The sequence below is a fragment of the Streptomyces sp. NPDC006798 genome (assembly GCF_040635975.1).
Classification (GTDB): Bacteria; Actinomycetota; Actinomycetes; order Streptomycetales; family Streptomycetaceae; genus Streptomyces.
The window spans coordinates 18,093-42,377 of sequence record NZ_JBEYIS010000017.1 but is presented as its reverse complement, the minus strand read 5'-3'; the positions used below and the strand labels follow the sequence as shown (position 1 = coordinate 42,377).

Annotated in this window: 20 protein-coding genes; 10 read left to right on the top strand and 10 right to left on the bottom strand. The window is 73.9% G+C overall.

The annotated features are described in order from the left end of the window. Positions 1 to 103: 103 nt before the first annotated feature. From ABZ714_RS14190 to ABZ714_RS14175, 4 genes are all read left to right on the top strand, one after another. Positions 104 to 1,702 (top strand): FAD-dependent monooxygenase, encoded by a 1,599-nt coding sequence (locus ABZ714_RS14190; RefSeq protein ID WP_358825478.1) that lies wholly within the window; start codon positions 104 to 106, stop codon positions 1,700 to 1,702. A gap of 33 nt (positions 1,703 to 1,735) precedes the next feature. Beyond that, complete coding sequence (locus ABZ714_RS14185; RefSeq protein WP_358825559.1) at positions 1,736 to 1,822, top strand: putative leader peptide; 87 nt, start codon at positions 1,736 to 1,738, stop codon at positions 1,820 to 1,822. Positions 1,823 to 1,938: 116 nt separating this feature from the next. Then, positions 1,939 to 2,616, top strand: coding sequence for a cysteine dioxygenase (locus tag ABZ714_RS14180; protein ID WP_358825477.1), 678 nt, complete (start codon positions 1,939 to 1,941; stop codon positions 2,614 to 2,616). Next, on the top strand, positions 2,613 to 3,041 hold the full coding sequence (locus ABZ714_RS14175) for a rhodanese-like domain-containing protein (protein WP_358825476.1): 429 nt from the start codon (positions 2,613 to 2,615) through the stop codon (positions 3,039 to 3,041). The genes ABZ714_RS14180 and ABZ714_RS14175 overlap by 4 nt, the downstream gene beginning before the upstream one ends. A 401-nt stretch (positions 3,042 to 3,442) precedes the next feature. Here ABZ714_RS14175 and recX read toward each other — a convergent pair whose 3' ends face one another. Then, positions 3,443 to 4,057 carry a recombination regulator RecX gene (gene recX, locus ABZ714_RS14170; protein ID WP_358825475.1) on the bottom strand — a complete coding sequence of 205 codons (615 nt, stop codon included), beginning with the start codon at positions 4,055 to 4,057 and terminating at the stop codon, positions 3,443 to 3,445. Positions 4,058 to 4,060: 3 nt separating this feature from the next. Further along, complete coding sequence (gene recA, locus ABZ714_RS14165; protein ID WP_358825474.1) at positions 4,061 to 5,191, bottom strand: recombinase RecA; 1,131 nt, start codon at positions 5,189 to 5,191, stop codon at positions 4,061 to 4,063. 450 nt (positions 5,192 to 5,641) lie between these two features. Between recA and ABZ714_RS14160 the strand changes: the two genes are divergently transcribed. Together ABZ714_RS14160 and ABZ714_RS14155 are read left to right on the top strand one after the other, a co-directional pair. Beyond that, entirely contained in the window at positions 5,642 to 7,507 is a 1,866-nt protein-coding gene (locus ABZ714_RS14160; RefSeq protein ID WP_358825473.1) for an HSP90 family protein, read from the top strand. Then, positions 7,504 to 10,656: a tetratricopeptide repeat protein gene (locus ABZ714_RS14155; RefSeq protein WP_358825472.1), complete on the top strand. Its 3,153-nt coding sequence runs from the start codon at positions 7,504 to 7,506 to the stop codon at positions 10,654 to 10,656. Before ABZ714_RS14160 ends, ABZ714_RS14155 begins: the two co-directional genes overlap by 4 nt. Positions 10,657 to 10,806: 150 nt before the next feature. On the opposite strand, the gene ABZ714_RS14150 is transcribed toward ABZ714_RS14155, so the two are convergent. Together ABZ714_RS14150 and ABZ714_RS14145 are read right to left on the bottom strand one after the other, a co-directional pair. Next, entirely contained in the window at positions 10,807 to 11,955 is a 1,149-nt protein-coding gene (locus ABZ714_RS14150; RefSeq protein WP_358825558.1) for an AI-2E family transporter, read from the bottom strand. A 584-nt stretch (positions 11,956 to 12,539) separates the two neighbouring features. Further along, positions 12,540 to 12,734, bottom strand: a complete 195-nt coding sequence (locus ABZ714_RS14145; protein WP_358825471.1) for a DUF3046 domain-containing protein — start codon at positions 12,732 to 12,734, stop codon at positions 12,540 to 12,542. 78 nt (positions 12,735 to 12,812) lie between these two features. Here ABZ714_RS14145 and ABZ714_RS14140 point away from each other — a divergent pair, with 78 nt between their 5' ends. Further along, positions 12,813 to 13,772: a hypothetical protein gene (locus ABZ714_RS14140; RefSeq protein WP_358825470.1), complete on the top strand. Its 960-nt coding sequence runs from the start codon at positions 12,813 to 12,815 to the stop codon at positions 13,770 to 13,772. Between the two features lie 92 nt (positions 13,773 to 13,864). On the opposite strand, the gene ABZ714_RS14135 is transcribed toward ABZ714_RS14140, so the two are convergent. The 3 genes from ABZ714_RS14135 to ABZ714_RS14125 form a co-directional block, all read right to left on the bottom strand. Beyond that, positions 13,865 to 14,173 carry an AzlD domain-containing protein gene (locus ABZ714_RS14135; protein ID WP_358825469.1) on the bottom strand — a complete coding sequence of 103 codons (309 nt, stop codon included), beginning with the start codon at positions 14,171 to 14,173 and terminating at the stop codon, positions 13,865 to 13,867. Next, positions 14,170 to 15,024 carry an AzlC family ABC transporter permease gene (locus ABZ714_RS14130; protein ID WP_358825468.1) on the bottom strand — a complete coding sequence of 285 codons (855 nt, stop codon included), beginning with the start codon at positions 15,022 to 15,024 and terminating at the stop codon, positions 14,170 to 14,172. Before ABZ714_RS14130 ends, ABZ714_RS14135 begins: the two co-directional genes overlap by 4 nt. 174 nt (positions 15,025 to 15,198) lie before the next feature. Next, on the bottom strand, positions 15,199 to 16,050 hold the full coding sequence (locus ABZ714_RS14125; protein WP_358825467.1) for an AraC family transcriptional regulator: 852 nt from the start codon (positions 16,048 to 16,050) through the stop codon (positions 15,199 to 15,201). Between the two features lie 129 nt (positions 16,051 to 16,179). On the opposite strand from ABZ714_RS14125, the gene ABZ714_RS14120 reads away from it, so the two are divergent. After that, positions 16,180 to 17,301 carry an IS630 family transposase gene (locus tag ABZ714_RS14120; RefSeq protein ID WP_358825466.1) on the top strand — a complete coding sequence of 374 codons (1,122 nt, stop codon included), beginning with the start codon at positions 16,180 to 16,182 and terminating at the stop codon, positions 17,299 to 17,301. A gap of 4 nt (positions 17,302 to 17,305) precedes the next feature. Here ABZ714_RS14120 and ABZ714_RS14115 read toward each other — a convergent pair whose 3' ends face one another. After that, on the bottom strand, positions 17,306 to 17,779 hold the full coding sequence (locus ABZ714_RS14115) for a hypothetical protein (RefSeq protein ID WP_358825465.1): 474 nt from the start codon (positions 17,777 to 17,779) through the stop codon (positions 17,306 to 17,308). Between the two features lie 151 nt (positions 17,780 to 17,930). Here ABZ714_RS14115 and ABZ714_RS14110 point away from each other — a divergent pair, with 151 nt between their 5' ends. Together ABZ714_RS14110 and ABZ714_RS14105 are read left to right on the top strand one after the other, a co-directional pair. Continuing rightward, complete coding sequence (locus tag ABZ714_RS14110) at positions 17,931 to 22,583, top strand: ATP-dependent helicase (RefSeq protein ID WP_358825464.1); 4,653 nt, start codon at positions 17,931 to 17,933, stop codon at positions 22,581 to 22,583. Positions 22,584 to 22,636: 53 nt separating this feature from the next. Then, the gene (locus ABZ714_RS14105) at positions 22,637 to 23,467 is read left to right on the top strand and encodes a DNA-formamidopyrimidine glycosylase family protein (protein WP_358825463.1); all 831 of its coding nucleotides are present in this window, start codon (positions 22,637 to 22,639) and stop codon (positions 23,465 to 23,467) included. A 52-nt stretch (positions 23,468 to 23,519) separates the two neighbouring features. Here the strand turns inward: ABZ714_RS14105 and ABZ714_RS14100 are convergent, their stop codons facing one another. Both ABZ714_RS14100 and ABZ714_RS14095 read right to left on the bottom strand, forming a co-directional pair. After that, positions 23,520 to 23,729, bottom strand: a complete 210-nt coding sequence (locus ABZ714_RS14100) for a hypothetical protein (RefSeq protein ID WP_358825557.1) — start codon at positions 23,727 to 23,729, stop codon at positions 23,520 to 23,522. Positions 23,730 to 23,780: 51 nt separating this feature from the next. Beyond that, positions 23,781 to 24,251: a DNA starvation/stationary phase protection protein gene (locus tag ABZ714_RS14095; protein WP_358825462.1), complete on the bottom strand. Its 471-nt coding sequence runs from the start codon at positions 24,249 to 24,251 to the stop codon at positions 23,781 to 23,783. Between the last annotated feature and the right edge of the window lie 34 nt (positions 24,252 to 24,285).

Here is a 24,285-nt window from a genome sequence, read left to right as displayed (position 1 = left end):
CAGTGGGTTGCATACGTTCTGTGATCGCGCACCGGGGCTCCACCGAACCTTCCCGAACGCCAACGACCGCCCTGACGTCCCCGCGAGGCCGAGGAGCCGCTCCGTGGACCCGGTGATCGTCGTCGGCGCCGGGCCGGTCGGCTTGGCCCTCGCCCTCGCGCTCGGCCGCCAGGGCGTACCGTCGGTGCTGCTCGACGAGAGCAGCGAGACCGAGGAACCCCGTCCCGCCAGGACCGTCGTCCTGCGCCCCGACACGGCGGCGGCCCTCGACCGCCTCGGCTGCACCACCCTCGGCGACGAAGGCGCCCACTGGACCGGCTGGCGCTCGATACGCCGTAAGCAGGAGGTGCGACGGCTGCCGCTGGGCGGCGACGCCCCTCCTTCGCCTTTGCACATCCCCCAGCACGCCCTTACTCGCGGACTGCGGGCCGCGGTCGCCGCCCAGCCGCTGGTCACCCTGGTCCCCGGGGGCCGGATCGACGCGCTGGAGCAGGAGCCCGGCGCGGTCACCGTCCACACCCGTGCCCCGGAGGCGACCTGGTGGCGGGGCAGCCATGTCGTGGGCTGCGACGGCGCCCGGTCGACCGTACGCAAACTCCTGGGCATCCGCTTCCCCGGGCGTACGGCGGTGGAACGCCATGCCGTGGCCACCCTGCGCGTCGAACTCCCCCGGCCCGACGAGGCCCTGCTGCACCGTCAGCCACCGTGGCGCGGCGCGGCCGCCGAGATCACCGCCCGCCCCCTGCCCGACGACGTCTGGCGGCTGGACTGGCTGCTGCCGCCCGGCACCGATCTGGTCACCCCCGACACTCTGGTGGCCCGGGTCCGTGACACCCTCGCGGGCTGGTGCGGAACGACTCCGCCGTACGACCTCCTCGACACCGGCGTGTACACGGCGCACCACCGGCTGGCCATGCGCTGGCGGGTGGACCGGGCCTTCCTGGCGGGCGACGCGGCGCATCTGCTCGGGGCGCTCGGGACCCAGGGCCTGGACGAGGGGCTGCGGGACGTCGACAACCTGGCCTGGAAGCTGGCGTACGCCCGTCGGCACGACGGCTCGGAGACACTGCTCGACAGCTACCAGGCGGAGCGGCGGACCGCGGTCGCGGCCCGGCTGCGCGCCGCCGACCACGTCCTGTCGTCGGTTCGCGGGGGCGGGGGTCTGCGGGTCCGGTTGCCCGGGACGGCGCGCGGCCACGACGCCCTGCTCACGGACGCCCATCTCGGCCGGGGGCCGCTCGGCGCCCCGCCCGCGCACACTCATTCGCCGCTCGCGCCCGAACGCACCGCGGCCCAGGTCGCCGTCGCCACGGAACCGGGGGGGCCGGTCGAGGACGTACCGGTGACCGCCCCGGACGGTACCGGGGCGCGGCTCCGGGACCGGCTGGGGCAGGGGCGGCTGCTGGTCCTGCTGATCGCGCCCGGCACCGGGGTGTGGGACCGCAGGCACTGGCAGGGCGCCGGGGTGATGCCCCGGCTGGACGCCGCGGTCTCCGCCCTGCCCGTACCCGCCGAACTGCTGGTGGCCGAGGCATATCCGGGGGCGTCCGCCCATACCGTGCTGCTGGTACGGCCGGACGGGCATCTCGTCGCCGCTTTCCCGGGGGTGCGTCCGGACGAGCTGTACGCGGCGGCCGACGCGGTCCGCGGCGGCGGCGACGCCTCGGCGGCGCCCAGCGACAGCACCGCGGACGTCAATTGACCGAGGGAGGGCACCGATGGTGTACTCCGATCCGTGACCGACACCGATGTACGCCTGTGGCGGAGGGTCCATATGGACCTGCTCCGCTACGCGGGCTGCGTGTGTCGACCGTCCGTCTGACTTCGCGACGTTCTCCCTCCTTCTCCCGGCGCTCCGGTGTCGCTGTTTCCGCGCGCACCGTACGGGCCGCTTCGCGTTCCCGCGCGCCTCCGCGAACTCCTCAGGACGGTTCAACCATGTCCCAGCCCGTGTCCGCGTTTCCCTCCCGCCCGCCGACCCCACCGAACACCTCGACCTCGTCGTCCCCGTCGTTCCCGTCGTCCGCGCCCCCCTCGTCATCCCCCGCTCCGCCGTCGGTCTTCTCCGACTCCGCCGGTCCCACCGGCCCCTCGCCCGTTCCGGCCGGTCCGGCCGCCCGGGGCTCCGGCCCCACCTCCGCCGAACTCCTCGACTTCGTCCGCCGGGCCGCGGCCGACCCCGAGCTGATCGCGTCCCTTCCGCTCGATCCCGACGGCCGTACCTGGGTACGGCTGGCCGGGCCGGGGGCGAGCGAGGCATGGCTGATCGGCTGGCCGCCGGGTTCGGGTACCGGCTGGCACGACCACGCCGAATCGCTCGGCGCCTTCGCCACCGCGACGGGCGAACTGGTGGAGCACTCCCTGGCGGTCCGGCTTCCGGCCGGTGGCTGGAAGACCCTGGAACTGGCGGAGGACTTCGACCGGGAGCGCCGGCTGGCAGCGGGGCAGGGCCGGGCGTTCGGCCGCCATCATGTGCACGAGGTACTGAACGCGTCGGCCGCGCACGCCGTCTCCGTACACGCGTACTATCCGCCGTTGCCGCTGATCCGCCGGTTCAGCCGTACCGGCGCGGTACTCCGCCTGGAACAGGTCGAGCGTCCGGAGGACTGGCAGTGAGCAGCGACAACATCTCAACCGAAGCGTCAACCGCCGACAGCCCCGCCGCACCCGTCGGCATCGATGTCCTGCTGGAGCGGGTCCGGGCGGGGCTCGACCGGGTGTCGGCCGGGGAGGCGGCCGAAGAGGCGGCGGCGGGCGCCCTGCTGGTGGACATCCGCTACGCGGCGCTGCGCGACCGGGACGGGCTCATCCCGGGGGCGGTCGTCGTGGAGCGCAATGAGCTGGAGTGGCGGCTCGACCCCCGGGGCAGTCATCGGCTGCCCGAGGCGGTCGGCCACGATCTGCGGATCGTGGTCGTCTGCAACGAGGGGTACGCCTCGTCCCTCGCCGCGGCCTCCCTCCGTCAGCTCGGCCTGCACCGTGCGACGGATCTGATCGACGGCTTCCAGGCGTGGAAGGCGGCGGGGCTGCCCGTCGTCTGACGGCCGCGAGCGGCCGGGACCGTGCCGGGGGCGTTCCGTCGGCGAGCCCGCCGAGCGATGACTGCTCCCGGCGTAAGGTCCGTACGGTCCTCCTCGCCCGCCCGTCCCGGTTGCGCGGAAGGGGAGGACTGGTCGTCCCAAGGCTCCGTGCGGCCCATGACCGCCGTGCTCCGGGCGCCGGGAGGCGCCACCTCGGCGTCGGATCCGGGGCCGTCGACGGGTCCGGGACGCCGCAGTCTCCCCCGCGGAGCGCGGCGCCGGTCCCGTGAACCGTAGGCCGTATGCCCGGCGGAGTTCGCCGGGCCCATCGGCGACGGCCGGGCCGACGGCGGCGCCCACCGGAGGATCCGGACCGTCGCTGTCGGATATCCGCGCCGTCCTGACGCCCCGTGCCGTGCGTGTTACGGCGGATCGTAGGAATCCGCGGATTCCATGGGATCAGAGCTGTCGAAGGCATCCACCGTCCCGTCCGGCAGCGGTTCGCCCTCTTCTTCGAGGGCTCGGCGGACCACCCGCAGGGCCATGCCCTCGCCATAGCCCTTACGGGCCAGCATCCCGGCGAGCCGCCGGATCCGCCGGTCCCGGTCGAGGCCCCGGGTGGCGCGCAGCTTCCGTTCGACCAGGGCGCGGGCGGTCTCCTCCTCGCTCTCGGAGTCCAGCCGCCCGACCGCCTCGTCGATCAGGGCCGGGTCCACGCCTTTCGTCCGCAGTTCACGGGCGAGGGCGCGGCGGGCCAGCCCCCGGCCGTGATGCCGGGAGTCGACCCAGGCGTCCGCGAAGGCGGCGTCGTTGATCAGCCCCACGTCCTCGAACCGGGAGAGCACCTCGTCGGCCACCTCCGGCGGGATCTCCCGTTTGTGGAGCGCGTCCGCGAGCTGTTTCCGGGTCCGTGGGGTGCCGGTGAGCAGACGCAGGCAGATCGCCCGCGCCCGCTCGGCCGGATCCTGGGGCGGCAGCGTCTTCTCGGCCCTCGACGAGTCGGCGCTGCCGCCCGGCCATTCGGTGCGCCGGGCCATGGGCTAGCTCTTGGCCGCCGCGGCCTTGGCCGGCTTGGCCTTGCCGGCGGGGGCGGGCACCGACTTCGCCGTGTCTCCGGGAGGGGTCGCCGGCCCGCTCGCCGCGTCCGCCGACGGCTCGGCGGCCTGAGCCTCCGGCCGGACGCCCACGCCCAGCTTCTCCTTGATCTTCTTCTCGATCTCATTGGCGAGATCGGGGTTGTCCTTCAGGAAGTTACGGGCGTTCTCCTTGCCCTGGCCGAGCTGGTCGCCCTCGTACGTGTACCAGGCACCGGCCTTGCGGACGAAGCCGTGCTCCACGCCCATGTCGATCAGTCCGCCCTCACGGCTGATGCCCTGGCCGTAGAGGATGTCGAACTCGGCCTGCTTGAAGGGCGGGGCGACCTTGTTCTTCACGACCTTGACGCGGGTGCGGTTGCCGACCGCGTCCGTACCGTCCTTCAGCGTCTCGATCCGGCGGATGTCGAGGCGCACCGAGGCGTAGAACTTCAGCGCGCGGCCACCGGTCGTGGTCTCGGGCGAGCCGAACATGACGCCGATCTTCTCGCGGAGCTGGTTGATGAAGATCGCGGTGGTCTTCGACTGGTTGAGCGCGCTGGTGATCTTCCGCAGGGCCTGGCTCATCAGCCGGGCCTGGAGGCCCACGTGCGAGTCGCCCATCTCGCCCTCGATCTCCGCCTTCGGCACGAGGGCGGCCACCGAGTCGATGACGATCAGGTCGAGCGCGCCGGAGCGGACCAGCATGTCGACGATTTCGAGCGCCTGCTCGCCGTTGTCCGGCTGGGAGAGGATGAGGGAGTCGATGTCGACGCCCAGCTTCTTCGCGTACTCCGGGTCGAGGGCGTGCTCGGCGTCCACGAAGGCGACGGCGCCGCCGGCCTTCTGCGCGTTGGCCACGGCGTGCAGCGTGAGGGTCGTCTTACCGGAGGACTCCGGTCCGTACACCTCCACCACCCGGCCGCGGGGCAGCCCGCCGACGCCGAGCGCGACGTCGAGCGCGGTCGACCCGGTCGGGATGACCTCGATGGGCTCGTTCGGCCGCTCGCCGAGGCGCATCACCGCGCCCTTGCCGAATTGGCGTTCAATCTGTGCGAGCGCGGCGTCGAGCGCCTTCTCGCGGTCGGTTCCTGCCATGGGTTCCACCCGGTTTGCTTGTGTCGATCGCTTCACGTCAAAGACGCTAACCCCTGCCACTGACAATGGGCCCCGGCACCCGTCCCGCCTGTGGACGACGCCCCGGTGAAGCCCGGCGCCGGAGCCTCCATAAGAATGGATGTTCGATTTTGGTGTCAAGCGCATCGCCCGGCGCGCCGCCGAACCGGTGAGGCCGTACGGCTCCGGCCCCGCCGCCGGTACGAGACGCCACCCCCGCCTCACGCACCGCCGCCGTCTCCTCCCCCACAGCCGTTCGACCGGTCGCGGCGGCCGCCTCCCGGCGACAAATAGCCGAGAGGATTGTCAGTGGCCGCCTCTACTCTGATTCCCGTGCGTGATCCGTGAGGGGGGGAACCTCGCGATCGCCCGTTCCCTACTTCTCTCCGGCCCTCCCCGGCCGGTCCAGTGCGCAGCGCGAGGTGATGCGGTATGACGTCCACCGTCGAGGCGGAGGAGACCCCTCCCGAGAGCAACAGCTTCCAGGTCGATCTGCGCGGCCTGGTGGATCTGCTCTCCCACCATCTCTACTCCAGCCCCCGGGTCTACGTCCGGGAGCTGCTCCAGAACGCGGTGGACGCGGTCACCGCCCGCCGGGCCGTCCACCCCGACGCCCGGATCAGGATCCGGCTCTCCGCCGCGGCGGGCGCGGTCTCGATCGAGGACAGCGGTATCGGCCTGACCGCCGACGAGGTCCACACCCTGCTCGCCACCATCGGCCGCAGCTCCAAGCGCGGCGGCGAGCACGGCCTGGAGTCGGCCCGCCGGGAGTTCCTCGGCCAGTTCGGCATCGGGCTGCTGGCCTGCTTCGTCGTGGCCCGCGAGATCCGGGTGGTCACCCGCTCGGCGCGGACGCCCGAGGCGCCCCCGGTGGAGTGGCTGGCCCGCGACGACGGTTCGTACACGGTACGCGTCCTGCCCGACGAGGCCAGGCCCGAACCGGGGACGACCGTCCGGCTGGAGCCCCGCCCCGGCGCCGCGGAGTGGCTGGAGCCGGGCCGGGTGGAGGAGCTGGCCCGCGACTTCGGCTCCCTGCTGCCGTACGACATCGTCTTCGCCGACGGCTCCGGGGCCGAGCGCCCGGTCACCGACCGGCCCGCCTTGTGGGACCGCGAGTACCCCACCCCCGCGGCCCGCCGGGTGGCGCTCGCCGGGCACTGCTCCCGGCTGTTCGGCTTCACCCCGCTCGACACGATCGACCTGGATCTGCCGGTCGCCGGGGTGCGCGGGGTCGCCTATGTGCTCCCCGAGCCCACCAGCCCGGCCCACCGGGCGGGACACCGCGCCTATCTCAAGGGCATGCTGCTCACCGACCGCGCGGACAATCTGCTGCCGGAGTGGGCGTTCTTCGTACGGGCCGTGGTGGACACGGACTCCCTGCGCCCGACGGCGTCCCGGGAGAACCTCTACGACGACGAGACCCTGGCCGCCGTCCGGGACGCGCTGGGGAACGCGGTCCGCGGCTGGCTGACGGAGCTGGCCGCCGGTGACCCCGGGCGGCTCGCGGCCTTCCTCGACGTCCACCATCTGGGGGTGAAGTCGCTGGCCCGGCACGACCCGGAGCTGTTCGGGCTGATGCTGCCGTGGCTGCCCTTCGAGACCAGCGACGGCCAGGTCGCCCTGGAGGAATTCGCCGCGGCGCACGGGCGGATCCACTTCACCCGGACCGTCGAGGAGTTCCGCCAGATCGCCCCGATCGCCGCCGCCCACGGCCTCGGTGTGGTCAACGCCGGTTACACCTATGACGCGGATCTGCTCGCTCTGCTGCCCTCGGTCCGCCCCGGGGTGACGGTGACCGAGCTGGACGCGGGCGCCGTCACCGAGCGGCTCGACCCGGTTCCCACCGAAACCGAGCTGGCGCTGACCCCCTTCCTGGCCGCCGCCCGTACCCGGCTCGATCCGTACGGCTGCGACGTGGCGCTGCGGGCCTTCCAGCCCGTGACGGTCCCGGCGCTCTACCTCGACGACCGGCAGGCCCGCCACGAGCGCGACCGGTCGACCGCCCGGGAGAACGCGGACTCGCTGTGGAGCGACATCCTCGGGTCCCTGCGCGGCTCGGCGCCCCGCGCCCGGCTGGTGCTGAACCACAACAATCCGCTGATCCGCCGGATCGCCGCGCTCCCCGACCCCGAGCTGACCGGTACCGCGGTCGAATCGCTGTACGGGCAGGCCCTGCTGATGGCCCAGCGGCCGCTGCGGCCCGCCGACACGACCCTGCTCAACCGGGCCTTCCTCGGGCTTCTGGAATGGGCGACCCACCCCGCCCCGAGCGCCGCGTCGCAGGAGGACCAGAAGTGACCACGATGACCGTCGAGGAAATCCGCCGGGGCCTGCTGGAGAACGCCCGGGATTCCCACGGCCCCGCCCGGACGGCCCGCGCGGAGTCCCTGGGCGCCGCGGCCGAGTCGGCCGGTGACCCCGGACTGTTCCGGCAGTCCCTGATGGGTTTGATCGACGCCTACGAGTACAGCGCCGAGCGCACCAAGATGGTGGTGCCGTTCGCCCGGCTCCTCCAGGAGTACGACCGCGACCCGGCGGCCTTCGGCTCGTACGAGGTCCACAGCCTGTTCTGGCGCTTCAAGTGGGTCACCGGCGGCATCGTCGACTCGCCGGACGTCCCGCTGGACGCGGTGGAGCGCTGGCTCGTCGACATGGAGCGGCGGTACCGGCTCGCGGGCCACAGCGCGCGGGCCGTCCGCCAGGCCGAGCACGTCCTCGCCGAGGCGACCGGCGACGAGGAGCGGACCGAGCGGGCCTTCGCCGCCTGGCTGGCCGCCGACCGGGACTCGATGAGCGACTGCCATGCCTGCGAGCTGAACGACCAGGGGCGTTACCGGGCCCGCCGGGGCGAGGACGCCGAGGCCGTACGGATCTGGACCCCGGTCCTCGACAACACCCTGACGTGCATGGAGGAACCGCACCGGGTGCTCGCCCTCTCCCTGCTTCCGCTGCTGCGGCTGGGCCGGGCCGACGAGGCCCGCTCACACCATCTCCGCGGCTACCGCCTGGCCCGGGGCAATGAGAGCCTGCTCCGCTCGATCGGCGCGCATATCGAGTTCTGCGCCCTGACCGGCAATGAGGCCCGGGGGCTCGAAATCCTCTCGGAGCACGCCGGGCATCTCGGTTCCCTGACCGACGTCGAGGCCCAGATGGACCTCAATGGCGGGGTGCTGGTCCTGCTGCGCCGACTGCGGGAGACCGGACACGGCGACCGGCCCACCGTCTCCCACCAGGGGGCGGTGCGTACGGTCACGGAGCTGTACGACCTGATGTACGCGGACGCCACCGGTATCGCCGCCCGTTTCGATCTGCGCAACGGCACCACACATGTGTCGGAGCTGCTGGCCGAGCGGATCGCCCGGCGGCCCCTGGTCGACGCGCTGCCGCTCGGGGTCCGCAGCCCCCGGCTCTCCCCGGCGGCGGTGCCGTCCCCCCGGCCCGCCGGGGACGCGGCGGCCGACGGCGGCGAACCGTCGGGGGCGTCGGCGGCGGTATCGGCGGTGTCCGGGGTGGCTGCGGTGGCTGCGTCATCGGCGCCGCCGTCCTTCGCGGAGCTGGTCGAACGGGCCAGGGCGGCCCGCCGCCAGGGGCATCCGACGGCCCGCGCCCGGTGGGCCGAGGTCGCGCGCCGGGCCGGTTCGGAGCCGGGTGCCGCCGACGACCCGGCGCTCGCCGCCGATCTGCTGGAGGCCGGGGCCGGGGACGCGGCCGAGGACGGCGCCCCGGAAGCGACCGGGCGGTTCCTCGAAGCAGCCCGGGCCCACCGGGCGGCGGGGCGGCCGAGCCGGGCCGCGTATACGGAGCTGGCGGCGGCCGGGGCCGCGGCGCGCTCCGGCGCCCCGGGCCAGGAGATCGCCGAACTGCTGGCGGCGGCCGTGCGGTCGGCCGGGGAGCTGGACGTGTCGGACCCCACGCGGGAGCGGCGGGTCGCCCTGGCCGAGCTGGCGGAGCTGCGGCTGGGCCCGGTGCTGCGCCACCGGGCCGCGGAGACGACGACGGACCCGGAGGACCCGGCGGAGGTGGGGCACGAGCACGGCCCGGAGGAGGTCGACCCGGTGCTGCTCGCCGGGCTCGACGCCTTTGTCGCGGCCAGGTCCGCCGCCGTGAGCCCGGCCGGTGCCGGGGCCGATCCTTACGGCACGGTGGACGTCCTCGCCCAGGCGGAGCTGACCCTCGCGCATCTGCTGCTGCCCGCCGGTGAGCCGGAGCGCGCCGCGGCGCTGCTGACGTCGGCGGCGGAGCGGTTCATCGCCGCCGGACGGCCCTGGGAGGCGTGCGAGCCGCTGTCGGTCCGGGCGGGTGTCGTGGCGGCGCTCGGTGACGCCGAGGCCGCGGAGGCCGCCGCCCGGGCGGCGCTCGGCCACGCGGCCGAGCTGACCGAACCGCATGCGCAGGGCTCCGTACGGCTGACCCTGGCGAGCGTCCTGATCAGGTCCGAGGACGGCGCGGCGGAGGCCGCGGACCTCGCCCTGGACGCGGCGCACTGGTTCGACCAGGCGGGGCGGACGGAGGGGCCCGGCAGCCGGGCCCGGCTGCTGCTCGCGGAGGCGTACGCCCGTACGGACCGGGCCGCCGAGGCGGTCGAGGTACTGCATTCGATCCTCCCCGATCTGGTGGCCGAGGGCGATGACGAGGAGATCGTTGGGGCCCGGCGGATGCTGGGACGGCTGCTCCAGCGCGTGGGCGACCCGCGCGGGGCGGCGGAGCAGTATCTGCTCGCCGCCGACGCCGTCACCGGCTGGGAGGATCCGGCGCCGCAGGCGAGTCTGGCGAACACGGCGGCGGAGGCGCTCGCCGAGGCCGGAGTGGTCGACGGTGCGGAGGCGGCCTATCTGCGGGCGCTGGAGCTGTGGCGGCGGGTCGGGGATTCCGTGGTCGCCGAGGTGCGGGTGCTCCGGTCGCTGGCGTGGCTGCGGCTGCGGGCCGATACGTCCCTGGCGGAGTACGGGAAGGCCCACGCCTTCATGGCGGAGGCGCTCACCCTGGTCCAGGAGGCCGAATCGCCCGAGCTGCGGTACGAGTGGGCGCAGACCTGCTTCCAGCTCGCCCGGCTGCTCACCGCCCAGACCCCCGAAACGGCAGCCGAGGAGGCGGCCGGAACAGCCGCCGGGGACGAGGAGGGCGCCGGGGAGACCATCGGGGCCGGAGCTTCGGCCGGGAGCGGTTCCGGGGACGGCTCCGGCGGCGACGGGCAAGGCCGCGCGGAGGTCCTGGGCCGGGCGATAGGGCTGCTGGACCGGGCGGCCGAACTCTTCGCCGAGTTCGGCCTCGCCGCGGTCTACGACCGGTTCGACGCGCTGGCGCGCGCGGCCTGGACGGAGCACCAGCGGGACGGGGACGCCGCGAAGGACCGGATGAAGGCGCTCGTCGCGGAGCTGGAGCAGGGGGACGGCGAGGAGTCGGCCGAGCTGCTGGAAGACGCCCGGGAGATGCTCGCCCAGATGTGACCCGGAGAGCCCGGCCGGGGGCGCCGTAAGACACCCCGGCCGGTCGGCCGACCCGGCACGGGTGTCGTACGGCGGCCCCGCCCCGGGGCGCCGTACCCGTACGGGCATGCCGCCGGGCCTCGCGCGGGCCGGGTTCCCGCTCCGGGCGGTTCAGTCGCCGGTGGTCGGTCCGGCCGGGTCGGGGACGGTCGTCCGCCCGGCCCCGGACGGGCGGAAGATCCGCAGCAGCTGTCCGGGCCGCCGGTCGCGATGTCCCTGGACCCGGGGGTCGTCCGTCACGGCGTACCGCTTCACATAGGCGCCGAGGAACGCCTGGAGGGTGGCGACCGCCGGGATCGCGATCAGCGCGCCCACGGCACCCATCAGGGCCGTACCCGCGATCACGGAGCCGAAGGCCACGGCGGGGTGGATGTCGACGGTCTTGGAGGTCAGCTTGGGCTGCAGGACATAGTTCTCGAACTGCTGGTAGACCACGACGAACCCGAGCACCCAGACCGCGTACCAGGGGTCGACGGTGAAGGCGATCAGCATCGGCAGGGCCCCGGCCAGATAGGTGCCGATCGTCGGGATGAACTGGGACACCAGACCGACCCAGACGGCCAGCGCCGGGGCGTACGGCACCCCGAGGATCTCCAGCAGCACGAAGTGAGCGGCACCCGAGATCAGCGCCATCAGTCCGCGCGAGTAGAGATAGCCGCCGGTCTTGGCGACGGCGATCTCCCAGGCGCGCAGGACCTCGGTCTGCTTGGCCGGGGGCAGTACGGAGCAGAGCGCCCGGCGCAGCCGTGGCCCGTCGGCGGCGAAGTAGAACGCGAAGAGGGAGATCGTCAGCAGCCGGAAGAGCCCGCTGAGGACGGTGGCGGAGACGTCCAGCACACCGCTCGCGCTGTTCTGGACGTACTGCTGCAGCCAGTCCGACTTCAGCACGCTGTCCTGGACCTCGACCCGGGACAGTTCCGTCTTGAAGGTGGCGTTGATCCAGTTGATCACCGAGTCGAGGTATTTGGGGAACTCCTCGACCATGGTGACGATCTGGTCGGCCAGCATCGATCCCAGCAGCACCACGAAGCCGACGGAGAAGACGAGGATCCCGAAGAACACCAGGAACGTGGCGAGTCCTCGCCGTACCCCCCGGGCCGCCATCCGGCCCACCGCGGGCTCTATGGCGAGGGCGAGGAAGAACGCGATCAGGACGTTCAGCAGGAGCCCGATCAGCTGATGGAAGGCCCAGGCCCCGAGCTGGAAACAGGCGTACAGGGCGAGCGCGAGGACGATCGCGCGCGGCAGCCAGCGCGGCATCCGGGCCGGGCCGAGCGCGCCGCCCGTCGCCCGGGGCGGCGGGCCCGCGGGCGGCGTCACGTCCTCGGCGGTGCCGTCCGGGCCCTTCCCGGGCGAGGGTGCGGCGGTCGCGACACCCGCGCTCTGCGCGGGCGGGCCGGGGGCCGTGCCCTGCGCGGGCACGGTTCTCCGGTCGGGTCCTTCGGCCGCCCGGCCGCTCCCGTCGCCCGGCTCGTCGCCGTCGCGGGAACGGGAGCCGGGGCCGCCGCGACCGCGCCGGTGCTCACCGGCACGGTCGGCGGATCCGTCGTGTTCGTTGTCGTCGTACTGGTCGCTCGTCGGGGCCACCGGCCCAGTGTCGCCTACCGAGGCCGTGTTCGGGGACCCGCCCCGATGTCCTGTGGACGAAGGACGGGTGTCGATCCGGTCCGGGCGCCCGTCCCGGTGGCCTCCGGCCCGTACCGCCGGGCCGGTCGGACGCGGCCGGGCCGTACGCGGAAGGCGGCAGCGGCCCGGGTCCGTGTCCGGCGCGGCCGGTACCTCGCGGTGCCGGACCGGCCCCGGAAGCGGGCGGCGGAGAGCGGGGGAACGGAGAACGGTCCGGGTCAGCGCTTGTCGGCGGGTACGTCGACGGCCGCGCAGACCGCACGCCAGACGTCCTTGGCCTCCCAGCCCTCGTCCAGCGCCTGGTGGACGGTCCGGCCGCCCAGTTCGGTCATCACATGGTCCCGGGCGAAGGAGTCGGCGTAGCCGGATCCGAAGTGGTCCGCCATCCGCTCCCAGAAAATCGTCAACCGCATGACGCCAGTATCCCGCGCAGGGAGTGCGCCCCGGCCCTCTAGCCGCCCCGGCGCCCGCGGCACCTTACGGTCGGGTACATGGACCTGGATGAACCCGATGAAATCGCCGGATCCGGTACGGCCGTGCCCCCGTCCTCCGCGTCACCGCTCGCCCGCGCCGAGTACTTCGTCTGGCTCACCGCCCGCGTTCTGGAGCAGCGGCGCTTCGCCCATCACTTCCTGGGCGGGAGCGCCGAGGCCGTGGACGCGGCCCTGGCCCCTTATCTCAACGAGGACGGCGGCTACGGCCACGCGCTGGAACCGGATCTGCGCGGTCCGGTGAGCCAGCCGCTGCACACCGCGCACGCGCTGCGGGTCCTCGACGCGATCGGCCGTTGCGGCGGTCCCCGCGCGGAACGGCTGTGCCGCTATCTGACCGGGGTGTCGACCCCCGAGGGCGCGCTGCCCGCCGTTCATCCGTCGCAGCGGGGCTATCCGGCGGCGCCCTTCGTCCCGATCGTCGCCGACCCGCCCGGCTCACTGCTGACCACGGGACCGGTCGTGGGCCTGCTCCACCGCAACGAGGTCTGGCACGCCTGGCTCTTCCGGGCCACAGACTTCTGCTGGGCGGCGGTGGAGTCGCTGGAGGACTCCCATCCGTACGAGGTCGAGGCGGCGATCGCCTTCCTCGACGGCGTCCCGGACCGGGCGCGGGCCCGTACGGCCGCCGACCGGCTGGGGCGGCTGGTACGGGAGCGACGGCTGGTGGTGCTGGATCCGGAGCGGGCGGACGAACAGCCCGTCTCCCCCGGCTACGCGCCGGGCGAGCACCATTACCCGTACGACTACGCCCGTACACCCGGGTCGGTGGCCCGGCGCTGGTTCACGGACGGCGAGATGGACCGGGCGCTCGACCGGCTCGCCGGCGAGCAGCGGGACGACGGGGGCTGGCCGCTGACCTGGCGGCAGTGGGCCCCGGGGACGGCGCTGGAGGCCCGGCCGATGGTGACCGTCGAGGCGCTGCTGACGCTGCGGGCGTACGGCCGGGCCATCGGCTGACCCGTGCCGGCCGGGCGGTGTCGCGGAGCCGTGCCCTCCGGCCCCGCGGCCGCCCGGGGGCCCGTACGCCCGGCGGGCCCGGGAACCGCAGGTCAGCCGCCCAGCGCCCGCACACCCGCCGTGACCAGGACGGCCGCCGCGACCACGATCAGGAAGGGGGCCCTGAGCACCAGGGCCAGGGCCGCCGCGGCCAGCCCGGCGGCCCTGGCATCGACGGCGAGGGCACCCTCCGTACTGAAGGTCTGCTCGGCCGTGAGGGCGGCCAGCAGGGCGACGGGGACCAGGGCGGCGAGCCGCCGTACCAGCGGACGTTCCAGGACGTCACCGGGGACCAGCAGACCGGCCAGCTTCACCAGATAGCAGCCGACCGCGGTCGCGGCTATCGCGATCCAGACGCTCATCGTGCCTCGTTCCCGTTCACATGCCCGTTCCCGTTCCCGGGCTTCGGCCCGTCCTCGGTGTCCCGGTCCCGGCGGGGCGCGTCATGCCGGTCTCCGGCCGTCCGGCCCGTGAACCACAGCACAACAGGTGCCGCGAAGGCCGCGACCAGGACCGGCACCCCGGCGGGCAGCACCGGCAGAGCCATGACCACGAGAAGGACCGCGAGTCCGGCGACGGCGCGTTCGGTGGTGGTGCGGAGCATGGGCGCGAGCAGCGCCAGGAAGACGGCGGGCCCCGCCGCGTCCAGCCCCCAGGCGTCGGTGTCCCCGATGGCCTCGGCGCCGAGCGCCCCGAGCAGGGTGGTCGCGTTCCAGAGGACGTAGAGCGTCAGTCCGGTCACGGTGAAGCCGAGGCGCGCGGCCCGCCGTCCCGGCTGGGCCAGCGCGACGGCGGTGGTCTCGTCGATCACCCAGTGCGCGGCGAACGGCCGTACCGCGCGGGGCAGGGCGAGCAGCTGGGAGAGCCGCAGGCCGTAGAAGGCGTTCCGGATGCCGAGGAAGAAGGCCCCGGCCGCCGCCGTGAACGGATTGCCGCCCGCCGCCAGCGCCCCGACCAGGGCGAACTGCGACGCCCCGGTGAAGACCAGCAGGCTCAGGGCACAGGTCTGGAGCAGGGTAAGACCGGAACCGGCCGCGGTGACTCCGAAGGCGAAGCCGGAGAGCCCCACGGCGACACCCACTCCGAGGGCGTCGCGGACGACGGCCGCGTCCGGCTTCGCCGGAGGGGAGTCGGCGGCCGGGGAGCCGGGGACGGGGACGGATGGTGACGGAGGGCTCCCGGGCGGATTCGCGGGGACGGTCTGTTCTGCCATGTGGGGGACGGTACGCGGCCTCGCCCGCGCCGGTCTTGTACGTTCTTGCGCCCTCGCGCCCCGGTACGGGACACGGCGGCCACTCCCCCGGCACCGCGCGAGCCCCGCCGGGGCACGAGCACCGCCGCCCCGCGAGCCCCGCCGACGCGCCCGGCCGCCACCGGGCGCGTCGGTTCACCGCCCGGCGCGTTCCTTGCGGTACGCCCCCGGCGGTACGCCCACGATCCGGGTGAAGTGACGGTTCAGATGGGGCTGGTCGGTGAAGCCGACCGCGACCGCCACGTCCGCCGGGCGCTCCCCCAGGGCCAGCAGCCGCTGCGCCCGCCGCACCCGGGCGTCGGTGAGCCAGGTGTGCGGCGGCATCCCGTACGCCGCCTTGAACGCCCGCAGCAGCGCGAACGGGGCCGCCCCCACCTCCCGCGCCAGCCGCTCCAGCGACGGCGGCTCGGCCATCCGCTCCACCAGCAGCTCCCGGGCCCGGGCCGCGGCCGACGGACCCGCCCCGAGCGGGGCCCGGCCGGGCGGCGCGCCCCCGTTGGTCCGGAGCAGCCGCCCGATCACGGTCCGCAGCAGGGTGTCGGCGGCCAGCGCGTCGCCCGCGTCCGCCGTCTCGTAGACCCGGCGGAGCTGGGCGGACGCGGCCGGGTCGGCCGTGACGGGGTCCCGGAAGGACGGGGTGCCGCGCGGGGCGCGGAGTTCGCCGGCGACGCCGGAGATCAGGTCGAGCGACGGGTAGAGGGCGATATAGGCCCAGCCGTCGGGGTCACCGGTCCTGGCCTCGTGGGGGACCTCGGGGTTGAGGACGGCGATGTCGCCGGGCCGGATGAGGACCCGGCCGCCGGTGAGCCCCATGTCCTCGACCCCGCGCACGACGGTGGCCAGCAGATACCCCTCGTGGCTGTGACGGGGGAAGGTGTGGCTGACGTAGCGGGCCCGCAGCAGATCGAGGTCGGGCAGCTCCTCGTGCCGCCAGTGCCGGGCCCATTCCCGTCCGGCCGCGCCCTCCGGCGCCGTAGCCCTGTCCATGGGGCCATTGTGCGCGCGGCGCCGGGTACGCCACTCCGTCCCGGCCCCGCTAGTGCTGTGACCGGGAAGGTTCACCGGGTTGCTTGTGTGCTGGTTGGTAATGCTCTCCCGGAGCAGTGGGGAGGCGGGATGGCGCAACCGGTCCGGGTTCGCGGGTTGACCGAGCAGGAGGGGCAGAAGCTCCAGCACATCGTCCGGCGGGGCAGTACAAGCTCGGTGCGGTTCCGGCGAGCGATGATGCTGCTGGCCTCGGCCGGCGGCAGCACGGTCCCGGTTATAGCCCGGCTGGTCCAGGCGGACGAGGACACCGTGCGCAATGTGATCCACAAGTTCAACGAGATCGGGCTCGCATGCCTGGACCCTCGCTGGGCGGGAGGCCGTCCCCGCCTTCTCGATCGTGACGACGAGGACTTCGTCGTCCAGACGGCCACCACCCGCCCGACCGTGCTGGGCAAGCCCTTCACCCGCTGGTCCATCCGCAAGCTGGCCGATCACCTAAGCAGGAACATCGCCCGGCCCGTCCGGATCGGCAGGGAGGCCTTGCGGTGCTTACTGGCCCGCCGCGGGATCTCTTTCCAGCGCACGAAGACCTGGAAGGAGTCCCCGGATGCGAACTTCGACGCCAAGCTGGAGAGGATCGAGTACGCGGTCAACGAGCGCCCGGACCGCACGTTCGCCTTCGACGAGTTCGGCCCGCTGGGCATCCGCCCCACCGCCGGCTCCTGCTGGGCAGAACAAGGCAGGCCGGACCGTCTGCCGGCCACCTACCGCCGCACCCACGGAATCACCTACTTCCACGGCTGCTACTCCGTCGGCGACGACCAGATGTGGGGAGTCAACCGGCACCGCAAGGGCATCAACCACACCTGGGCTGCCCTGAGATCAATTCGGGCCGCCCGCCCGGACGGCGCCCCCATCTACGTGATTCTCGACAACCTCTCCGCCCACCTGAACTGGAGAATCCGCAGGTGGGCGCCCCGGAACAAGGTCGAGCTGTGCTTCACCCCGACCTACGCGTCCTGGGCCAACCCCATCGAAGCCCACTTCGGACCCTTGCGGCAGTTCACCCTGGCCAACTCGCACCATCCCAACCACACGGTCCAGACCCGGGCCCTGCACGCCTACCTGCGCTGGCGCAATCAGAACGCCCGCCACCCCGACGTCCTCGCGGCTCAACGACGCGAAAGAGTCCGCATCCGCAGTGAGAAGGGTGTTCGCTGGGGAGGGCGTCGCACCACGATGGCGGCCTGAACTACTACACCTGCTCTTGATACACCCTGACCTCAGTCGGCCTGAGTCTGCGGATCATTGCCCAGGCCGCTCGCCCGGTCAGCCCTTGCGCCCACTCTTCGAGATCGTCTCCGGCGTCGTGGAAGAACCACGAGTCGAAGCTTCCGAGGGCCTCCAGCGCGGGCGCGAGGCCGTATCTGAGCTCGCAGTGAACCTGCACGTAGTGTTCGTGATCACCGTCACTGTCGGAGATCTCGAACTGCCGGGTGAGGCCCAGCGTGAACGCCCGGGGGCCGTCGAACGCGTGGGTCCCGTACTGAAACAGAAGACCATCACCGTCGGGTATGTCCGGGACGTTAAACAGCCGTCGGCCAAACCGGAGGAAGGCAAACCAGAAGTCTTCCGTGACCAGATCGTCAAGCGCTCGCTGCTCTGACCCTGACCCCAGCTCACCCTCAAGCAACCCCACTGCCTCGTCCATCGGCAGTCTCCACGTCATGCCCCACCTCCTCACCCAACACAGCCTCGCTCAGCGTACTGACCCGGTGAACCTTCCCGGTCACAGCACTAGCCGTACCCTTCGGGCCGGTGTCTGTGCTGGTCAGGGCTGTTCCGGGCCGATTGTCAGTGGCACGGTGCACGATGGGGACATGGCCGGGAATGTGCTCGACTCGTTCTCCCCCGCGACCCGGAGCTGGTTCGCGGGGGCCTTCAGCGCGCCCACGGCGGCGCAGGAAGGCGCCTGGCGGGCGATCGGCGAGGGTTCGGACGTCCTCGTGGTCGCCCCGACGGGCTCGGGCAAGACACTCGCCGCCTTCCTCGCCGCCCTCGACACCCTGACGTCCACGCCCCCGCCCGCCGACCCCAAGGCGCGCTGCCGGGTGCTGTACGTATCGCCGCTGAAGGCCCTCGCGGTCGATGTGGAGCGCAATCTGCGCAGCCCACTGACCGGGATCCGGCAGGAGGCGGTGCGGCTCGGGCTGCCGGAGCCGGAGGTCCGGGTGGGGATCCGCTCGGGCGACACCCCGGCCGCCGAGCGCCGGTCCCTGGCTACCCGGCCGCCGGACATCCTCATCACCACCCCCGAGTCCCTGTTCCTGATGCTGACCTCGGCCGCCCGGGACGCCCTCGCAGGGGTGGAGACCGTGATCCTCGACGAGGTGCACGCCGTGGCGGGCACCAAACGGGGCGCGCATCTGGCGCTGTCGCTGGAGCGGCTGGACGAGGTGCTGCCGCGCCCGGCCCGCCGGATCGGTCTGTCGGCCACGGTCCGGCCGGTCGACGAGGTGGCCCGCTATCTGTCGCCGCGCCGCCGGGTGGAGATCGTCCAGCCGCCGTCGGACAAGGAGTTCGATCTGTCGGTGGTGGTCCCGGTCGAGGACCTGGGCGAGCTGGCCGCCCCCGCGGCGGACGCGCCGGGCTCCCCGGCGTCCGGCGGCGACCGGCCGTCGATCTGGCCCCATGTGGAGGAGCGGATCGCCGATCTCGTCCAGGCACACCGTTCGACCATCGTCTTCGCCAACTCGCGCCGCCTCGCGGAGCGGCTCTGCAACCGGCTCAACGAGATCGCCTACGAACGGGCCGCGGGCGAACCCCTGCCGGAGGGCGCCCCGCCCGCCGAGATCATGGCCCAGTCCGGGGCCGCCCGTGGCGCGCCCCCGCTGCTCGCTCGGGCGCACCACGGCTCGGTGTCCAAGGAGCAGCGGGCTCTGGTCGAGGAGGATCTGAAGGCGGGACGGCTGCCCGCCGTGGTGGCCACCTCCAGTCTGGAGCTGGGGATCGACATGGGCGCGGTCGATCTGGTCGTCCAAGTCGAGTCCCCGCCGTCGGTGGCCTCGGGCCTCCAGCGGGTGGGCCGGGCCGGACACCAGGTGGGGGCGGTATCCCGGGGCGTGGTCTTCCCGAAGTACCGGGGGGACCTGGTCCAGTCGGCGGTGGTCACGGAGCGGATGCGGGAAGGCGCCATCGAGGCGCTGCGGGTCCCGTCCAATCCGCTGGACGTGCTGGCGCAACAGCTGGTGGCGACGGTCGCCCTCGACACCTGGCAGGTGGACGACCTGCTGGCGCTGGTCCGGCGGGCCGCGCCGTTCGCGGCCCTGCCGGAGTCGGCGTTCGAGGCCGTGCTGGACATGCTGGCCGGTCGCTATCCGTCCGACGCCTTCGCGGAGCTGCGGCCCCGGGTGGTGTGGGACCGGGTCGCGGGCACCGTCACCGGACGGCCCGGCGCCCAGCGCCTCGCGGTCACCTCCGGCGGCACGATCCCCGACCGGGGACTGTTCGGGGTCTTCCTGGCCGGTGGCTCCGCCGAGAAGGGCGGCGGGGGCCGCCGGGTCGGCGAGCTGGACGAGGAGATGGTGTACGAGTCCCGGGTGGGCGATGTCTTCACCCTGGGCACCACCTCCTGGCGGATCGAGGACATCACCCGCGACCGGGTCCTGGTGACCCCGGCCCCGGGGGTGCCGGGGCGGCTGCCGTTCTGGAAGGGCGACCAGCTGGGCCGCCCCCTGGAGCTGGGGCGCGCGGTCGGCGGATTCCTGCGCGAGGTGGGGGCGATGTCCGCAGAGGACGGCCGGCTGCGGCTGCTCGCCGCCGGTCTGGACGCCTGGGCGGCGGAGAACGTGCTGGCGTATCTGGACGAGCAGCGCCGGGCCTGCGGTCATGTCCCCGATGACCGGACGATCCTGGTGGAGCGGTTCCGGGACGAGCTGGGCGACTGGCGGGTGGTGATCCACTCCCCGTTCGGCGCCCAGGTGCACGCGCCGTGGGCACTGGCCATCGGCGCCCGGCTCGCCGAGCGGTACGGCATGGACGCGCAGGTCATGCATGCCGACGACGGCATCGTGCTGCGGCTGCCCGACGCCGATCTGCTGGGTCTCGACCTGCTCGACGCGGACCCCGCCCGGCAGGACACCGTCTTCGACGACGGCCAGGCACCCGTGGGCGCCGCCGACACCGTCTTCGACAAGGACGAGATCGGCGGGATCGTCACCGACCAGGTCGGCGGCTCGGCGCTGTTCGCCGCCCGGTTCCGCGAATGCGCCGCGCGGGCCCTGCTGCTGCCCCGGCGCAGCCCCGGCAAGCGCACCCCGCTGTGGCAGCAGCGGCAGCGCGCCGCCCAGCTGTTGCAGGTGGCGAGCGAGTTCGGCTCCTTCCCGATCGTCCTCGAAGCCGTCCGGGAGTGCCTCCAGGACGTCTTCGACGTACCGGGTCTGACCGAGCTGATGGGCGATATCGAGGCCCGGCGGGTCCGGCTGGTGGAGGTCACCACGCCCGAGCCGTCGCCGTTCGCGCGCTCCCTCCTCTTCGGCTATGTCGCCCAGTTCCTGTACGAGGGGGACTCGCCGCTCGCCGAACGGCGGGCGGCCGCCCTCTCCCTCGACTCCCGGCTCCTCTCCGAGCTGCTGGGACAGGCCGAGCTGCGGGAGCTGCTGGACCCGGAGGTCCTGGCCGAGCTGGAGCGGGAGCTGCGGTGGCTCACCGACGACCGGCGGGTGAAGGACGAGGAAGGCGTAGCCGATCTGCTGCGGATCCTGGGCCCGCTGACCGATCCGGAGCTGGCCGAGCGGGGCGCCGACCCCGGCTGGGTGCGCGGCCTGGCCGCCGCCCGGCGGGCCATCCGGGTCCGGATCGCCGGTGCGGAGACCTGGGCGGCGATCGAGGACGCCGGACGGCTGCGGGACGCCCTCGGTACGGCGCTCCCCGTCGGAGTCCCCGAGGCGTTCACGGAGCCCGTCAAGGATCCCCTCGGCGATCTCCTCGCCCGGTACGCCCGCACCCACGGCCCGTTCACCACGGCTCGGGCCGCGGCCCGCTTCGGGCTGGGGCCCGCCGTCACCGACGGCGCTCTGCACCGGCTGGCGGCGACGGGCCGGATCGTCGTCGGCGAGTTCCACCCCGCCCCGGCGGCCCTCGGCCCGGACGGCGCAGGACAGGAATGGTGCGACGCCACCGTGCTGCGCCGGCTGCGGCGCCGGTCCCTGGCCGCGCTCCGGCAGGAGCTGGAGCCCGTGCCGCCCGCCGCGCTCGGCGACTTCCTCCCCCGCTGGCAGCACATCGGCGGCCGTGACCTGCGGGGCACCGACGGGCTCGCCCGCGCGGTCGAACAGCTCCAGGGCGTGGCGGTGCCCGCCTCCGCGCTGGAGAAGCTGGTACTGCCGTCCCGGGTGCACGACTACAGCCCGGCCCTGCTCGACGAGCTGACCACCACGGGCGAGATCGTCTGGGCGGGTGCGGGCGCGCTGCCCGGCAAGGACGGCTGGATCGCCCTCTATCCGGCGGACTCGGCCCCCCTGCTGCTCCCGGCACCCCACCCGCTGGAGGAGACACCGCTGCATACGGCGGTGCTGGCCGCCCTCGCCCCCGGATACGGCCTGTTCTTCCGGCAGATCGCCGACCGGGTCAGGGCCGGTCACCCGGAGGTCGCAGATCCCCAGCTCGCCGACGCCGTCTGGGATCTGGCCTGGTCGGGGCGGCTGACCAATGACACCCTCGCCCCGCTGCGGTCCCTGCTGGGCTCGGGCCGTACCGCCGGTTCGACGGCCCACCGCGCCCGGCGGACCGTACCCCGGGGGCGGTACGGCGGTCTGACGACCGCGGCGAGACCCGCGTCCCGCGGCGGCCCGCCGACGGTGAGCGGGCGCTGGTCGCTGCTGCCGCCCGCCGAGCCGGACCCCACCCACCGGGCGCATGCCCTGGCCCGCTCGCTGCTCGACCGGCACGGGGTGGTGACCCGGGGCGCGGTGGCGGCCGAGGGCGTCGAGGGCGGTTTCTCCGCCGCGTACCGGGTGCTGTCCGCGTTCGAGGACCGCGGCCAGGCCCGCCGCGGCTATGTCGTCGAGGGCCTGGGCGCGGCCCAGTTCGCGATGGACGGCGCGGTCGACCGGCTGCGGGCCTCCTCCGGCGCCCGGGAGCGCTCCGAGGGGCGTACGGAGCCCCGGGCGGTGCTGCTGGCGGCGGCCGACCCGGCCAACGCCTACGGCGCCGCTCTGCCCTGGCCCGAGCCGCCGGACGGCGCGGCGCACAAACCGGGACGCAAGGCGGGCTCCCTGGTCGTGCTGGTCGACGGCGAGCTGACCCTCTATCTGGAACGCGGCGGCAAAACCCTGCTGGCCTGGGCCGACGCCGACTCCCCCGGGTTCGCGGCGGCGGCCGGCGCGCTGGCCGACGCGGCCCGGCGGGGCGCTCTGGGCTCGGTCACGGTGGAGCGCGCCAATGGAGTCCCGGCGCTCACCTCGCCCTTCGGCCGGGCCCTGGAGACCGCCGGTTTCCACGCCACCCCGAGGGGGCTGCGGCTCAGACCCTGACGGGCCCGCCCGCCGTAACGGCCCGCCCCCGCCCGCTGCCGCATGATGGAGCCATGCCCGAAGGAGACACCGTCTGGCTGACCGCGCACCGGCTGCACGAAGCCCTCGCCGGAGGTGTGCTGACCCGGTTCGATCTGCGCGTACCCCGCTTCGCGACGGCCGATCTCACCGGGCGGGCCGTACGGGACGTCACCCCGCGCGGCAAGCATCTGCTCACCAGGTTCGAGGGCGGTCTCACCCTCCACTCGCATCTGCGGATGGACGGCGCCTGGCGGGTCTTCCCGGCGGGCTCCCGGTGGAGCGGCGGCCCGGCCCATCAGATCCGGGCGGTGCTGGGCACGGAGACGGCGACCGCCGTGGGCTACCGCCTGCCGGTGCTGGAGCTGCTGCGGACCGGCGAGGAGGACCGGGTGGTGGGCCATCTGGGGCCGGATCTCCTCGGCCCGGACTGGGACGCCGCGACCGCCGTCGCCCGGCTGCGCGCCGATCCGGCCCGCTCCCTCGGCGACGCCCTGCTCGATCAGCGCAATCTCGCCGGGATCGGCAATGTCTACCGCTGTGAACTGGTCTTCCTCGCCGGGGTGACCCCCTGGCTGCCGGTCGGCGAGCTGCCGGACGAGTCGCTTCCCCGGCTGGTCGCCACGGCCCGTCGGCTGCTGATGGCGAACCGGACCACCTTCGAGCGCCGTACGGTCGCCGGTGCCGGGCGCCGCGGTCCGCTGCTCCATGTCTACGGCCGTGCCGGACGGCCCTGTCCGCGCTGCGGCGGGCCGGTCCGGGTCACGCCGTACCGCGATCCGGGTCCGGCGCTCTCCGGCGACGAGCGGATCACCTACTGGTGTCCCGGCTGCCAGCGGGGCCCCGGACCCGGCGCTTCTCGATGACGACCCCGCCCGGCGGACGGCGGCCGTCGCCCCGGCTATCACCACGGGATGATCACGACGCTCCGGCGTTCGACGGCCCCGGCGCGGCCTTCCGCCCCCGGAAGGGAGTGGCGTGGACCGGCAGCAGCCCCAGGCCCCAGCCGCCCGCCGCGATCGCGCCCTCGACCAGCCCGGTCCGTTCCGGTACGAGTGTCAGCCGGAGGACGGCCCACCACCACAGGGCGCCGCCCAGCAGCCCGGCCAGCCCGAGTCCGGCGACCAGCAGCGGCCGGGCGGCGTACCGGCGACGTACCACGACGGCCCGCGCGGTCCCTCAGACGCTCTCGGCCTGGAACATCCAGGCATGCTTTTCGAGATCGGCCGTCAGTCCGATGATGATGTCCTGGCTCACCGGGTCGGGGTCACCGGTCACGCCGATGCGCTCCCGCATCCGTCCGATCACCGCGCCCAGCGCGTCCACCATGATCCGGACCGCGTCGACGTCCTTGATCCAGCCCTCGGGCACCCCGTTGATCGCGCTCTGCGCGGCCACGGTCGCGGCCCGGCCGTCCGGCGGCACGCCGATCGCGGAGCACCGTTCGGCCACCGTGTCGGAGTGCAGCCGGGCCGTGTCCACGACCTCGTCCAGCTGGAGATGGACCGACCTGAACCGCGGCCCCATGACGTTCCAGTGCACCTGTTTGGCCACCAGGCCGAGGTCCACCAGATCGACGAGCGCGCCCTGGAGCGCCGTACCGACGCTCTTGAGGTCGGCCTCGGACAGCGGGCTCTTCACAACAGACATGCGTCCTCCACTCGGTCACCGATCCCTCCCACCA